We start from the raw sequence: 14,941 nt of genomic DNA on the forward strand, positions 1-14,941 counted from the left end.
AAAAAACATACGATATTCGCTGTCACCGAAAAATAATTACGATGGGCTATACTCTTCTGAAGAACAGTAGCGTAGATTGAAACTGTCCTAAGTCGCTTATTTGTTTTCAGTATATCTTCATATTTCAGGAGAATATGGTGCAGTTAGTCGATCTCGCACGTTGCGTTTCGTTTTGATTCCGTCTGCTTTCCCAGCCTTATAAGGGTGTGAATTATGGAGATGTATTTTAAAAGAATGAAAGATGAGTGGACCGGGCTTGTCGAACAAGCAGATCCGCTCATTCGTGCTAAAGCCGCGGAAATTGCCGTTGCGCATGCCCATTATCTGAGTATTGAGTTTTACCGAATTGTCCGTATCGACCCGCATGCCGAAGAATTCTTGAGTAATGAACAAGTTGAGCGGCAGTTGAAAAGTGCGATGGAACGCTGGATTATTAACGTGCTTTCTGCCCAGGTTGACGATGTCGAAAGGCTAATACAAATCCAGCATACCGTCGCGGAAGTGCATGCCCGCATAGGAATTCCAGTAGAAATTGTCGAGATGGGGTTTCGGGTGCTGAAAAAAATCCTCTATCCGGTCATCTTCTCTTCGGATTATTCCGCCGCAGAAAAACTTCAGGTCTACCATTTCTCTATTAACAGTATTGATATCGCTATGGAAGTGATGACCCGCGCGTTTACCTTTAGTGACAGTAGTGCCTCAAAGGAAGATGAAAACTATCGTATCTTCTCGTTACTGGAAAATGCCGAAGAAGAAAAAGAACGGCAAATAGCCTCATTACTTTCATGGGAAATAGATATTATCTATAAAGTCCTACTGGATTCTGATTTAGGCAGTAGTTTGCCTTTAAGCCAGGCTGATTTTGGCCTGTGGTTTAACCATAAAGGTCGACATTATTTTAGCGGCATAGCCGAAGTGGGCCATATCTCCCGTCTGATTCAGGATTTCGACGGTATTTTCAATCAAACCATGCGTAACACCAGGAATTTGAATAACAGAAGTTTGCGGGTGAAATTTTTATTACAGATAAGAAATACCGTATCGCAAATTATTACCTTGCTGCGTGAATTGTTTGAAGAAGTATCGCGCCACGAAGTCGGTATGGATGTACTGACGAAATTACTTAACCGCCGTTTCCTGCCGACGATCTTCAAACGCGAAATTGCCCATGCCAACCGGACCGGTACACCGCTGTCAGTGCTGATTATTGACGTTGATAAATTCAAAGAGATTAACGATACGTGGGGCCATAACACTGGCGATGAAATTCTGCGTAAAGTCTCTCAGGCCTTTTATGACAACGTCCGCAGTAGTGATTATGTTTTCCGCTACGGGGGCGATGAATTTATCATTGTTTTGACTGAAGCTTCGGAAAACGAAACGTTACGTACCGCAGAACGTATTCGCAGTCGGGTAGAGAAAACCAAACTGAAAGCCGCAAACGGCGAGGATATTGCCCTCTCACTTTCCATCGGTGCTGCCATGTTTAATGGTCATCCTGACTATGAGCGCCTCATTCAAATAGCCGATGAAGCTCTGTATATCGCCAAAAGACGAGGTAGAAACCGTGTTGAACTCTGGAAAGCCAGTCTTTAGATGCGCCAGGATGCAGAGGTAATCATGAAGCTAACCGATGCGGATAATGCCGCCGATGGCATTTTTTTCCCCGCCCTTGAGCAAAATATGATGGGCGCGGTGTTAATTAACGAAAATGATGAAGTGATGTTTTTCAACCCCGCCGCAGAGAAGCTCTGGGGGTACAAACGTGAAGAAGTTATTGGCAATAACATTGATATGCTGATTCCGCGGGATTTGCGTCCCGCGCATCCTGAATACATCCGTCACAACCGTGAAGGCGGTAAAGCGCGCGTCGAGGGGATGAGTCGGGAGCTGCAGCTGGAGAAAAAAGACGGCAGTAAAATCTGGACACGTTTTGCGCTATCGAAAGTGAGCGCCGAGGGTAAAATTTATTACCTGGCGCTGGTACGGGATGCCAGCGTAGAAATGGCGCAAAAAGAACAGACCCGACAATTGATTATTGCCGTTGACCATCTCGACCGACCGGTGATTGTCCTCGATCCGGAACGCCATATTGTGCAGTGCAATCGCGCATTTACCGAAATGTTTGGTTACTGCATTAGCGAAGCCAGCGGTATGCAGCCCGATTCACTCCTTAACATTCCAGAATTCCCTGCTGATAACCGCATTCGTTTACAACAGTTGCTTTGGAAAACCGCCCGCGATCAGGACGAATTTCTGCTGTTGACGCGCACCGGTGAAAAAATCTGGATTAAAGCCTCTATCAGCCCGGTTTATGACGTGCTCGCGCATCTGCAGAACCTGGTAATGACTTTCTCGGATATCACCGAAGAACGGCAAATCCGCCAGCTTGAAGGCAATATTCTCGCCGCCATGTGCAGCAGCCCGCCATTTCATGAAATGGGGGAAATCATTTGTCGTAACATCGAATCTGTTCTCAACGAATCGCATGTTTCGCTGTTCGCGCTGCGCAACGGGATGCCGATACACTGGGCGTCATCTTCGCACGGTACAGAAGTTCAAAATGCGCAAAGCTGGTCAGCGACCATTCGTCAGCGTGATGGCGCGCCGGCGGGGATCCTGCAAATTAAAACCTCGTCAGGAGCAGAAACCAGCGCCTTTATCGAACGCGTGGCAGATATCAGCCAGCATATGGCCGCGCTGGCGCTGGAACAGGAAAAAAGCCGTCAGCATATTGAACAACTCATCCAATTTGATCCGATGACCGGTCTGCCAAATCGCAATAACCTGCACAATTACCTCGATGACCTGGTCGACAAAGCCGTCTCTCCGGTGGTCTATCTCATCGGTGTTGACCATATTCAGGATGTGATTGATAGCCTTGGCTATGCGTGGGCCGATCAGGCATTGCTGGAAGTGGTCAATCGCTTTCGTGAAAAACTCAAACCGGATCAATATCTCTGTCGTATCGAAGGTACGCAGTTTGTCCTCGTGAGCCTGGAAAACGACGTCAGTAACATTACGCAGATCGCCGATGAGCTACGGAATGTGGTCAGCAAGCCGATAATGATTGACGATAAACCATTCCCGCTCACCTTGAGCATTGGCATCAGCTACGACGTGGGTAAAAACCGCGATTACCTGCTCTCCACTGCTCACAATGCAATGGATTTTATTCGCAAAAATGGCGGTAACGGCTGGCAGTTCTTCAGCCCGGCGATGAACGAAATGGTAAAAGAGCGTTTGGTTTTAGGCGCAGCGCTGAAAGAAGCGATTAGCAATAACCAACTAAAACTGGTTTACCAGCCGCAAATCTTCGCAGAAACGGGTGAACTGTACGGCATCGAAGCCCTTGCTCGCTGGCACGATCCCCTGCATGGTCACGTGCCCCCTTCACGGTTTATTCCTCTTGCAGAAGAGATCGGTGAAATCGAAAATATTGGACGCTGGGTCATCGCGGAAGCTTGTCGTCAGTTAGCAGAATGGCGTAGCCAGAATATTCATATCCCGGCGCTTTCCGTTAACTTGTCGGCGCTGCACTTTCGCAGTAATCAACTGCCTAATCAGGTGTCTGATGCAATGCACGCCTGGGGTATTGACGGCCACCAGCTGACGGTGGAAATCACGGAAAGCATGATGATGGAACACGATACCGAAATCTTTAAGCGCATTCAGATCCTGCGCGATATGGGCGTGGGTTTATCGGTAGATGATTTTGGCACGGGCTTTTCCGGATTATCACGCTTAGTCAGTCTTCCAGTAACGGAAATCAAAATTGACAAAAGTTTTGTCGATCGTTGTCTGACGGAAAAACGCATCCTTGCCTTACTTGAAGCCATTACCAGCATTGGGCAAAGCCTCAATTTAACCGTCGTGGCGGAAGGCGTCGAAACCAAAGAGCAATTTGAGATGCTACGCAAGATCCACTGTCGCGTTATTCAGGGATATTTCTTTTCCCGCCCCCTTCCCGCCGAAGAAATTCCAGGCTGGATGAGCAGCGTGTTACCGCTGAAAATCTGACAAATTCCTCTCGCCCGCACTCGCGGGTTTTCCTTTAACGTGACACTGTCACTTAAATACTGTGATTTCAGCTACGATTCCGGGAGATTCCTTCTTTAACTTCCCCTCTTGCACCAAAACTGCACTACGCTGCACAAATGTTGATCAAAAGTTAAAAAATATAACTTTAAGCCAGCATTCTGGCGCTTATCCCGGCATGGCATGAGATCTGCATAAGCGGAAAGCGCAGCAATTTTTGTCTTATACAGGAACCGTTTATGTCGGATACCACCGAACTGGTTGATTTAGCCGTGATCTTCCCTGATCTGGAGATCGAATTGAAATACGCCTGCGCTGATAACATCACAGGTAAAGCTATTTATCAGCAAGCGCGTTGTCTGTTACACAAGGATGCGATTACTGCGCTGGCGAAAAGTATCAGTATCGCCCAGCTGTCAGGCTTACAACTGGTGATTTACGATGCGTATCGCCCACAACAAGCACAGGCGATGTTGTGGCAAACCTGCCCAGACCCGCAATATGTTGTTGATGTGACGGTCGGTTCTAATCACAGCCGTGGCACGGCGATCGACCTGACGCTTCGTGATGAGCACGGGAACATCCTGGATATGGGTGCAGAGTTCGATGAAATGCACGAACGTTCCCATGCTTATCACCCTTCTGTCCCGCCCGCTGCTCAGCGCAATCGGCTGTTGCTGAATGCGATTATGACTGGCGGTGGCTTTGTCGGTATCCCGAGCGAATGGTGGCACTTCGAATTACCCCAGGCAGCGAGTTACCCACTACTCGCTGATCAATTCACCTGTTTTATATCCCCTGGCACACAGCACGCCAGTTAATCAGGAAACTGTCATGAAGAGATCGATATCGTTTCGTCCTACATTGCTCGCGATCGTCCTTGCCACAACAATGCCGGTTGCGCACGCCGCCGTACCGAAAGATATGCTGGTGATCGGTAAAGCTGCCGACCCACAAACCCTCGACCCAGCGGTGACAATTGATAATAACGACTGGACAGTGACCTACCCGTCTTATCAGCGACTGGTTCAGTACAAAACGGACGGTGATAAAGGCTCAACAGACGTTGAAGGCGATCTGGCAAGTAGCTGGAAAGCGTCTGACGATCAAAAAGAGTGGACGTTCACTCTGAAGGACAATGCTAAATTTGCCGATGGCACACCTGTCACTGCCGAAGCAGTAAAACTCTCTTTTGAGCGGTTACTAAAAATCGGCCAGGGGCCAGCAGAAGCATTTCCCAAAGATTTAAAGATTGATGCTCCCGACGAACATACGGTGAAGTTTACCCTTAGCCAGCCATTCGCACCGTTCCTCTACACGCTGGCGAATGACGGTGCATCCATTATCAATCCGGCGGTCTTAAAGGAGCATGCGGCGGATGATGCCCGTGGTTTCCTCGCGCAAAATACCGCTGGCTCCGGACCGTTTATGCTGAAAAGCTGGCAAAAAGGTCAGCAATTAGTTCTGGTGCCAAATCCGCATTACCCCGGCAATAAACCGAACTTTAAACGAGTATCGGTAAAAATTATCGGTGAAAGTGCCTCCCGTCGCCTGCAGCTCTCCCGTGGCGACATTGACATTGCCGATGCGCTGCCGGTGGATCAACTCAACGCCCTGAAGCAGGAAAACAAAGTCAATGTGGCAGAGTATCCGTCACTGCGCGTCACCTATCTGTATCTGAATAACAGCAAAGCGCCACTTAATCAGGCGGATCTGCGTCGGGCCATTTCCTGGTCTACCGATTATCAGGGTATGGTTAACGGCATTCTGAGTGGTAACGGAAAACAAATGCGCGGCCCGATTCCGGAAGGCATGTGGGGATACGATGCGACGGCAATGCAATACAACCATGACGAAACGAAAGCCAAAGCTGAATGGGATAAAGTGACGAACAAACCCACCAGCCTGACGTTTCTCTATTCTGATAATGATCCGAACTGGGAGCCTATTGCTCTGGCGACACAATCCAGTCTCAACAAGCTGGGCATCAATGTGAAGCTGGAAAAGCTGGCGAATGCCACCATGCGCGACAGAGTGGGTAAAGGTGATTATGACATTGCGATTGGCAACTGGAGTCCGGATTTTGCCGACCCGTATATGTTTATGAATTACTGGTTTGAGTCAGACAAAAAAGGTCTGCCGGGTAACCGCTCGTTCTATGAAAACAGTGAGGTCGATAAGTTACTGCGCAATGCGCTAGCGACCACCGACCAGACGCAGCGTACCCGGGACTACCAGCAGGCACAGAAAATCGTCATTGATGACGCTGCTTATGTGTACCTGTTCCAGAAAAACTACCAACTGGCGATGAACAAAGAGGTGAAAGGCTTTGTGTTCAATCCCATGCTGGAACAGGTCTTCAATATCAATACCATGAGTAAATAACGTGACCTTCTGGAGCATTTTACGCCAACGCTGCTGGGGGCTGGTGCTCGTGGTGGCGGGCGTCTGCGTGATTACGTTTATTATCTCGCACCTGATCCCCGGCGATCCGGCGCGGTTACTGGCGGGTGACCGCGCCAGCGATGCTATCGTGGATAATATTCGCCAGCAACTGGGACTGGACCAGCCACTGTATGTACAGTTTTACCGCTACGTCAGCGACCTGTTTCAGGGTGACCTGGGAACATCCATTCGTACCGGGCGTCCGGTGCTGGAAGAGTTGCGCATATTTTTCCCGGCGACGCTGGAACTGGCTTTTTGTGCCCTGCTGCTGGCACTCCTGATTGGCATCCCGCTGGGCATACTCTCTGCAGTCTGGCGAAATCGCTGGCTGGATCATCTGGTGCGAATAATGGCCATTACCGGAATCTCCACACCTGCGTTCTGGCTTGGGCTGGGCGTCATTGTGCTGTTATATGGTCATCTGCAAATTCTTCCCGGCGGCGGAAGGCTTGATGACTGGCTGGATCCACCAACGCACGTTACCGGCTTTTATCTGCTCGATGCGCTGCTTGAAGGTAACGGTGAAGTCTTCTTCAATGCGCTGCAACATCTCATCTTACCGGCATTAACGCTGGCGTTCGTTCACCTGGGAATTGTCGCTCGCCAGATCCGCTCAGCTATGCTGGAACAATTGAGTGAAGATTACATTCGTACCGCCCGGGCCAGCGGCTTGCCCGGCTGGTATATCGTTTTATGTTATGCGCTACCCAATGCGTTGATCCCCTCGATTACCGTATTGGGTCTGGCGCTGGGCGATTTGTTGTATGGCGCAGTGCTCACCGAAACCGTTTTTGCCTGGCCCGGAATGGGTGCATGGGTAGTAACATCAATACAGGCGCTCGACTTCCCGGCAGTGATGGGCTTTGCCGTCGTGGTTTCATTTGCTTATGTGCTGGTCAACCTGGTGGTGGATTTGCTCTATTTGTGGATTGATCCGCGTATCGGACGTGGAGGTGGTGAATGATGCTAAGCGAGGAAACGTCAGCCGTGCGCCCACCAAAACAAACGCGATTTAACGGTGCAAAACTGGTATGGATGCTGAAAGGCAGCCCGCTTACCGTGACCGGCGCAGTCATCATTGTATTAATGCTACTGATGATGATTTTTTCACCGTGGCTGGCGACGCATGATCCCAACGCCATTGATTTAACCGCCCGCCTTTTGCCGCCTTCTGCGGCGCACTGGTTTGGCACCGATGAAGTGGGACGCGATCTGTTTAGCCGCGTACTGGTCGGCAGTCAGCAATCAATTCTCGCCGGATTAGTGGTAGTCGCCATTGCAGGTATGATGGGGTCGCTACTCGGGTGTCTATCCGGTGTGCTTGGCGGACGCGCAGACGCGATTATCATGCGCATCATGGACATTATGCTGTCGATTCCTTCGCTGGTGCTGACAATGGCACTGGCAGCCGCTCTCGGGCCGAGTTTGTTTAACGCCATGCTGGCGATTGCTATTGTGCGAATTCCCTTTTATGTGCGCCTGGCGCGGGGGCAAACATTAGTTGTTCGCCAGTACACTTACGTTCAGGCGGCGAAAACCTTTGGTGCGTCGCGTTGGCATCTGATCAACTGGCATATTTTACGTAACTCGCTGCCGCCGCTGATTGTGCAGGCATCGCTGGATATTGGTAGCGCGATTTTAATGGCCGCCACGTTGGGATTTATTGGCCTGGGTGCTCAACAACCGAGTGCTGAATGGGGGGCGATGGTGGCGAATGGTCGCAACTATGTGCTCGATCAGTGGTGGTATTGCGCATTTCCGGGGGCAGCGATTTTGCTTACCGCCGTCGGGTTTAATCTCTTTGGTGATGGTATTCGCGATCTGCTTGACCCGAAAGCAGGAGGAAAGCAGTCATGACCCAACCCGTTCTGGACATTCAACAACTGCATTTGAGTTTCCCCGGTTTTAACGGTGATGTTCACGCGCTCAACAATGTGTCATTGAAAATCAACCGCGGTGAAATTGTCGGTCTGGTGGGAGAATCCGGCTCGGGTAAATCAGTCACTGCAATGTTGATTATGCGTCTGTTACCGACGGGCAGTTATTGCGTACATCGGGGACATATTTCACTGCTGGGAGAAGATGCTCTTAACGCTCGGGAAAAGCAGCTTCGTCAGTGGCGCGGCGCACGAGTGGCGATGATCTTTCAGGAACCGATGACCGCCCTTAATCCGACACGTCGAATAGGTCTTCAGATGATGGACGTGATCCGCCATCATCAACCAATAAGTCGTCGGGAAGCCAGAGCTAAAGCGATTGCCCTGCTGGAAGAGATGCAAATCCCGGATGCCGTGGAAGTTATGTCGCGCTATCCGTTTGAGCTTTCAGGTGGTATGCGACAGCGGGTAATGATTGCGCTGGCATTCTCCTGCGAGCCGCAATTGATTATTGCCGACGAACCGACTACGGCGCTGGACGTCACGGTACAGTTGCAGGTACTGCGTCTGCTTAAACATAAAGCCCGCGCCAGTGGAACTGCGGTACTGTTCATCAGCCATGATATGGCCGTGGTGTCGCAACTGTGCGATAGCGTTTACGTGATGTATGCCGGAAGCGTGATTGAGAGCGGCGTGACGGCAGACGTTATCCATCATCCCCGGCATCCGTATACCATTGGTTTGCTGCAATGCGCACCGGAACATGGAATACCGCGCCAGCCATTACCCGCTATTCCGGGGACGGTACCAAACCTCACCCATTTGCCTGACGGCTGCGCTTTTCGCGATCGTTGCTATGCGGCAGGTGCACAGTGTGAAAACGTCCCGGCGCTAACAGCGTATGGTGACAACAACCACCGCTGCGCCTGTTGGTATCCTCAGCAGGAGGTCATTAGTGTCTGACACGTTATTAACGTTACGCGACGTCCATATCAATTTCCCGGCCCGAAAAAACTGGCTTGGTAAAACTACGGAACATGTTCATGCCATCAATGGTATTGATTTACAGATCCGTCGTGGTGAAACCTTAGGGATCGTCGGTGAGTCAGGCTGCGGCAAAAGCACCCTCGCACAGCTTTTAATGGGTATGCTGCAACCGAGCCACGGGCAGTACATCCGTTCAGGATCACAACGCATTATGCAGATGGTGTTTCAGGACCCGCTCTCTTCGCTTAATCCGCGCTTACCGGTGTGGCGCATCATCACGGAACCGCTCTGGATTGCTAAGCGTAGTAGTGAACAACAGCGGCGAGCGTTGGCAGAGGAGCTGGCTGTGCAGGTGGGTATTCGTCCGGAGTATCTCGACCGCCTGCCTCATGCGTTCTCCGGCGGGCAGCGGCAACGCATCGCCATTGCCAGAGCACTCTCTTCGCAGCCTGACGTGATTGTGCTTGATGAGCCAACCTCTGCGCTGGATATCTCCGTGCAGGCGCAGATCCTCAATTTACTGGTAACGCTACAGGAAAATCACGGGCTGACTTATGTGCTGATTTCACACAATGTCTCGGTGATACGTCATATGAGCGATCGGGTGGCGGTGATGTATCTCGGACAGATTGTGGAATTAGGAGACGCGCAACAGGTGCTGACAGCTCCGGCACATCCATACACCCGATTATTGCTGGATTCCCTCCCCGCCATTGATAAACCGCTGGAGGAAGAATGGGCATTACGTAAAACGGATCTACCAGGAAACCGCACGTTGCCACAAGGCTGTTTTTTCCGCGAACGCTGCCCTCTGGCAACCCACGGATGTGAAGTCCGGCAATCATTAACAATAAGGGAGGACGGACGTGAGATCCGGTGCTGGCGGGCGCTGTAGAGACGCTAACAACGCATCAGGCAATCACGCGCCTGACGCGTCATCCGGCAACGCTTTACGATTTCAACTGGTAATCCAGCGTAATTTCCGCTTTCAGTACCTGTGAAACCGGACATCCTGCTTTTGCTTTCTGGATGATGCCGTCAAAGGTAGAGGCATCAATACCCGGCACCGCAACTTCGCTCTTCAGTGCGATTTTAGTAATCGCAAAACCGGCATCCACTTTATCCAGCGACACATCGGCGGTGGTATCAATCGATGTTGGCGTGAATCCCGCTTCCCCCAGCATTAATGAAAGCGCCATTGAGAAACATGCGGCATGCGCTGCGCCAATCAGTTCTTCAGGGTTGGTTCCTTTTTCGCCTTCAAAACGCGTGTTAAATCCATACGGCTGTTGGTTCAGCACGCCGCTCTCGGTGGATACTGTTCCCTTCCCGCGTTTGATATCGCCTTCCCAGTGTGCCTGACCTTTCTTATGGATTGTCATTGTTGCTCTCCTGTGGGCTTAAAAAGGAAATTATAGACTACGTGAGAAACCGCACGAGGATAAGCAGGATATTCCGAATAAAATCCGGCGAAAACATTATCTCTGAACTTAAATTAAATTCCCACAATAGATAACGGGGAATATATAATCCAAAAGATATTGTATCAATATTAATCGGATCGCCCCAATTACAATTCCTATTAATATCATGGTGTTAAAATATAAAAATTATCAACCAGGACTAATCTTAACAACGAAGCGGCAAATATTTGCCATGCTGAATGTGCTTTATAAATCTGCGATCCGTAGCAGACACCAAAAATACACAGACACGGAGAATCGCTATGTTTACTTATTATCAGGCAGAAAATTCAACAGCAGAACCCGCTCTGGTTAATGCCATTGAGCAAGGCCTTCGGGCAGAGCACGGTGTTGTCACTGAAGATGACATTCTCATGGAGCTGACCAAATGGGTGGAAGCTTCTGATAACGACATCCTCAGTGATATCTACCAGCAAACGATCAATTATGTGGTCAGTGGCCAGCACCCTACGCTTTAAGGTGCTATGCTTGATCGGCAACCTAATTTAGGGGTTTAGCACGTGTTTCTTCGCTACGGCGATGTTGTCCTTAAAACTAGCAACAGGATTGAGGAGTTAAAATGAAATCGAACCGTCAGGCACGTCATATTCTTGGACTGGACCATAAAATTTCTAACCAGCGCAAAATAGTTACCGAAGGTGACAAATCCAGCGTGGTAAATAACCCAACCGGCAGAAAACGCCCCGCTGAAAAGTAATTCATAACCATCAGTCCTCAATGACGATTAAACACCATTGCCTGCGCAATGGTGTTTTTGTTTTTATCTGCTTTATACTTGGGGCCGACGCCCTGGCTGTAAAGCAAAGACGATAAAAGCGTGCCAGGGATGGATATTCAAAAAAGAGTGAGTGACATGGAACCAAAAACAAAAAAACAGCGTTCGCTTTATATTCCTTACGCTGGCCCTGTACTGCTGGAATTTCCGTTGTTGAATAAAGGCAGCGCCTTCAGCATGGAAGAACGCCGTAACTTCAACCTGCTGGGGTTACTGCCGGAAGTGGTCGAAACCATCGAAGAACAAGCGGAACGAGCATGGATCCAGTATCAGGGATTCAAAACCGAAATCGACAAACACATCTACCTGCGTAACATCCAGGACACTAACGAAACCCTCTTCTACCGTCTGGTAAACAATCATCTTGATGAGATGATGCCTGTTATTTATACCCCAACCGTCGGCGCAGCCTGTGAGCGTTTTTCTGAGATCTACCGCCGTTCACGCGGCGTGTTTATCTCTTACCAGAACCGCCACAATATGGACGATATTCTGCAAAACGTGCCGAACCATAATATTAAAGTGATTGTGGTGACTGACGGTGAACGTATTCTGGGGCTTGGTGACCAGGGCATCGGCGGGATGGGCATTCCGATCGGTAAACTGTCACTCTATACTGCCTGTGGCGGCATCAGCCCGGCGTATACCCTTCCGGTGGTGCTGGATGTCGGGACGAACAACCAACAGCTGCTTAACGATCCGCTGTATATGGGCTGGCGTAATCCGCGTATCACTGACGACGAATACTATGAATTCGTTGATGAATTTATCCAGGCTGTGAAACAACGCTGGCCGGACGTACTGTTGCAGTTTGAAGACTTCGCACAAAAAAATGCGATGCCGTTACTTAACCGCTATCGCAATGAAATTTGTTCTTTTAACGATGACATTCAGGGCACCGCGGCGGTAACGGTCGGCACACTGATCGCAGCCAGCCGCGCGGCAGGTGGTCAGTTAAGCGAGAAAAAAATCGTCTTCCTTGGCGCAGGTTCAGCGGGATGCGGCATTGCCGAAATGATCATTGCCCAGACTCAGCGCGAAGGATTAAGCGAGGAAACGGCGCGGCAGAAAGTCTTTATGGTCGATCGCTTTGGCCTGCTGACCGACAAGATGCCGAATCTGCTGCCTTTCCAGACCAAACTGGTGCAGAAACGCGAAAACCTCAGTGACTGGGATACCGACAGCGATGTGCTGTCACTGCTGGATGTGGTGCGTAATGTAAAACCAGATATTCTGATTGGCGTCTCAGGACAGACCGGGCTGTTTACGGAAGAGATCATCCGTGAGATGCATAAACACTGTCCGCGTCCGATCGTGATGCCGCTGTCTAACCCGACGTCACGCGTGGAAGCCACACCGCAGGACATTATCGCCTGGACTGAAGGTAACGCGCTGGTCGCCACTGGCAGTCCGTTTAATCCAGTGGTATGGAAAGATAAAATCTACCCTATCGCCCAGTGCAACAACGCCTTCATTTTCCCGGGCATCGGGCTGGGCGTTATTGCTTCCGGCGCGTCACGTATCACCGATGAGATGCTGATGTCGGCAAGTGAAACGCTTGCTCAGTATTCGCCGCTGGTCCTGAACGGCGAAGGTCTGGTACTACCGGAACTGAAAGATATTCAGAAAGTCTCCCGCGCAATTGCGTTTGCGGTTGGCAAAATGGCGCAGCAGCAAGGCGTGGCGGTGAAAACGTCTGCCGAAGCTTTGCAACAAGCCATTGATGATAATTTCTGGCACGCCGAATACCGCGACTACCGCCGTACCTCCATCTAAGTCTGCGCCCGGTGGTGAAAGCTGCCGGGCAATTTTCCTCTCCCTTTTTCAGATCTCATCCATACTGGGTAGTGGCGAATAAATCTCATTTGCCTCACCTGCTATGCAGAACATCATCCGAAAAGGAGGAACTATGAAGGCTGCAGTTGTTACGAAGGATCATCATGTTGACGTTACGGATAAAACACTGCGCTCACTGAAACATGGCGAAGCCCTGCTGAAAATGGAGTGTTGTGGTGTATGTCATACTGATCTTCATGTTAAGAATGGCGATTTTGGTGACAAAACCGGCGTAATTCTGGGCCATGAAGGCATCGGTGTGGTGGCAGAAGTTGGCCCAGGAGTCACCTCATTAAAACCAGGCGATCGTGCCAGCGTGGCGTGGTTTTACGAAGGATGCGGTCATTGCGAATACTGTAACAGTGGTAACGAAACGCTCTGCCGTTCAGTTAAAAATGCCGGATACAGCGTTGATGGCGGGATGGCGGAAGAGTGCATCGTGGTGGCGGATTACGCGGTAAAAGTGCCAGATGGCCTGGACTCGGCGGCGGCCAGCAGCATTACCTGTGCAGGGGTCACCACCTACAAAGCCGTTAAGCTGTCAAAAATTCGTCCAGGGCAGTGGATTGCTATCTACGGTCTTGGCGGTCTGGGTAACCTCGCCCTGCAATACGCGAAGAATGTCTTTAACGCGAAAGTGATCGCCATTGATGTCAATGATGAGCAGTTAAAACTGGCAACCGAAATGGGCGCTGATTTAGCGATTAACTCACGCACTGAAGACGCCGCCAAAATTGTGCAAGAAAAAACCGGTGGCGCTCACGCCGCGGTGGTGACAGCGGTAGCTAAAGCTGCGTTTAACTCGGCAGTTGATGCTGTCCGTGCAGGCGGGCGTGTTGTGGCAGTCGGTCTGCCGCCGGAGTCTATGAGCCTGGATATCCCACGCCTTGTGCTGGATGGTATTGAAGTGGTCGGTTCGCTGGTCGGCACGCGCCAGGATCTCACCGAAGCCTTCCAGTTTGCCGCCGAAGGCAAAGTGGTACCGAAGGTCGCCCTGCGTCCGTTAGCGGACATCAACACCATCTTTACTGAGATGGAAGAAGGCAAAATCCGTGGCCGTATGGTGATTGATTTCCGTCACTAAGAGGCCTTTGCTGCGACTGCCATGTTCGGGTCGCAGCATCGCACACTCTCCAACATGAAATGGCTAAATGGATTATTGTTGCGTAGGAAGGAACGCTACTGAGAGTAAAGACACTAATGAAAATGGCCAATCATCCCCGCCCGGGGGACATTATTCAGGAATCACTGGACGAACTTAATGTCAGCCTGCGCGAGTTTGCCAAAGCAATGGAAATTGCGCCCTCAACGGCAAGCTGATTGCTGACCGGAAAAGCAGCTTTGACACCAGAAATGGCGATTAAACTTTCCGTGGTGATCGGCAGTTCGCCGCAAATGTGGCTGAATCTGCAAAATGCCTGGAGTCTGGCAGAGGCAGAAAAAACAGTGGATGTGTCGCGACTGCGCCGTCTGGTTACGCAATAAAAAAATGGCGCTTC

General features: G+C 50.4%; 13 protein-coding genes and 1 pseudogene. 13 read left to right on the top strand and 1 reads right to left on the bottom strand.

The features are described from left to right. The first annotated feature begins 213 nt into the window (after window positions 1-213). From dosC to ACJHX3_RS18250, 8 genes are all read left to right on the top strand, one after another. Window positions 214-1,596 carry a diguanylate cyclase DosC gene (gene dosC / locus ACJHX3_RS18215; RefSeq protein WP_000426279.1) on the top strand — a complete coding sequence of 461 codons (1,383 nt, stop codon included), beginning with the start codon at window positions 214-216 and terminating at the stop codon, window positions 1,594-1,596. A 24-nt stretch (window positions 1,597-1,620) separates the two neighbouring features. Next, on the top strand, window positions 1,621-4,020 hold the full coding sequence (gene dosP, locus ACJHX3_RS18220; RefSeq protein ID WP_024043988.1) for an oxygen-sensing cyclic-di-GMP phosphodiesterase DosP: 2,400 nt from the start codon (window positions 1,621-1,623) through the stop codon (window positions 4,018-4,020). Window positions 4,021-4,277: 257 nt separating this feature from the next. Continuing rightward, on the top strand, window positions 4,278-4,859 hold the full coding sequence (ddpX, locus tag ACJHX3_RS18225; RefSeq protein WP_001285843.1) for a D-alanyl-D-alanine dipeptidase: 582 nt from the start codon (window positions 4,278-4,280) through the stop codon (window positions 4,857-4,859). A 13-nt stretch (window positions 4,860-4,872) separates the two neighbouring features. After that, window positions 4,873-6,423, top strand: coding sequence for an ABC transporter substrate-binding protein (locus tag ACJHX3_RS18230; RefSeq protein ID WP_042097726.1), 1,551 nt, complete (start codon window positions 4,873-4,875; stop codon window positions 6,421-6,423). 1 nt (window position 6,424) lies between these two features. Then, window positions 6,425-7,447: an ABC transporter permease gene (locus ACJHX3_RS18235; RefSeq protein WP_024216641.1), complete on the top strand. Its 1,023-nt coding sequence runs from the start codon at window positions 6,425-6,427 to the stop codon at window positions 7,445-7,447. Then, a complete protein-coding gene (ddpC, locus tag ACJHX3_RS18240) occupies window positions 7,444-8,340 on the top strand; it encodes a D,D-dipeptide ABC transporter permease (RefSeq protein ID WP_000979593.1) in 897 nt (298 codons plus the stop codon). The genes ACJHX3_RS18235 and ddpC overlap by 4 nt, the downstream gene beginning before the upstream one ends. Continuing rightward, entirely contained in the window at window positions 8,337-9,323 is a 987-nt protein-coding gene (locus tag ACJHX3_RS18245; RefSeq protein WP_024044120.1) for an ABC transporter ATP-binding protein, read from the top strand. The genes ddpC and ACJHX3_RS18245 overlap by 4 nt, the downstream gene beginning before the upstream one ends. Further along, window positions 9,316-10,242 (top strand): ABC transporter ATP-binding protein, encoded by a 927-nt coding sequence (locus tag ACJHX3_RS18250; RefSeq protein ID WP_024044119.1) that lies wholly within the window; start codon window positions 9,316-9,318, stop codon window positions 10,240-10,242. Before ACJHX3_RS18245 ends, ACJHX3_RS18250 begins: the two co-directional genes overlap by 8 nt. 55 nt (window positions 10,243-10,297) lie before the next feature. Here the strand turns inward: ACJHX3_RS18250 and osmC are convergent, their stop codons facing one another. After that, complete coding sequence (gene osmC, locus ACJHX3_RS18255; RefSeq protein WP_000152305.1) at window positions 10,298-10,729, bottom strand: peroxiredoxin OsmC; 432 nt, start codon at window positions 10,727-10,729, stop codon at window positions 10,298-10,300. A gap of 344 nt (window positions 10,730-11,073) precedes the next feature. On the opposite strand from osmC, the gene bdm reads away from it, so the two are divergent. The 5 genes and pseudogenes from bdm (at window position 11,074) to ACJHX3_RS18280 (ending at window position 14,927) form a co-directional block, all read left to right on the top strand. Beyond that, window positions 11,074-11,289: a biofilm-dependent modulation protein gene (gene bdm / locus ACJHX3_RS18260; protein WP_000495766.1), complete on the top strand. Its 216-nt coding sequence runs from the start codon at window positions 11,074-11,076 to the stop codon at window positions 11,287-11,289. A 101-nt stretch (window positions 11,290-11,390) separates the two neighbouring features. Further along, window positions 11,391-11,528, top strand: coding sequence for a stationary-phase-induced ribosome-associated protein (gene sra / locus ACJHX3_RS18265; protein ID WP_000841554.1), 138 nt, complete (start codon window positions 11,391-11,393; stop codon window positions 11,526-11,528). A gap of 156 nt (window positions 11,529-11,684) precedes the next feature. Then, the gene (gene maeA, locus ACJHX3_RS18270) at window positions 11,685-13,382 is read left to right on the top strand and encodes a malate dehydrogenase (protein WP_000433469.1); all 1,698 of its coding nucleotides are present in this window, start codon (window positions 11,685-11,687) and stop codon (window positions 13,380-13,382) included. A 133-nt stretch (window positions 13,383-13,515) separates the two neighbouring features. Beyond that, a complete protein-coding gene (gene adhP / locus ACJHX3_RS18275) occupies window positions 13,516-14,526 on the top strand; it encodes an alcohol dehydrogenase AdhP (protein ID WP_000642406.1) in 1,011 nt (336 codons plus the stop codon). 116 nt (window positions 14,527-14,642) lie between these two features. Then, window positions 14,643-14,927: pseudogene (locus ACJHX3_RS18280) on the top strand (HigA family addiction module antitoxin). Window positions 14,928-14,941: the final 14 nt, after the last annotated feature.

The organism is Escherichia sp. WS1265, from assembly GCF_046487585.1.
Lineage (GTDB): Bacteria > Pseudomonadota > Gammaproteobacteria > Enterobacterales > Enterobacteriaceae > Escherichia > Escherichia coli.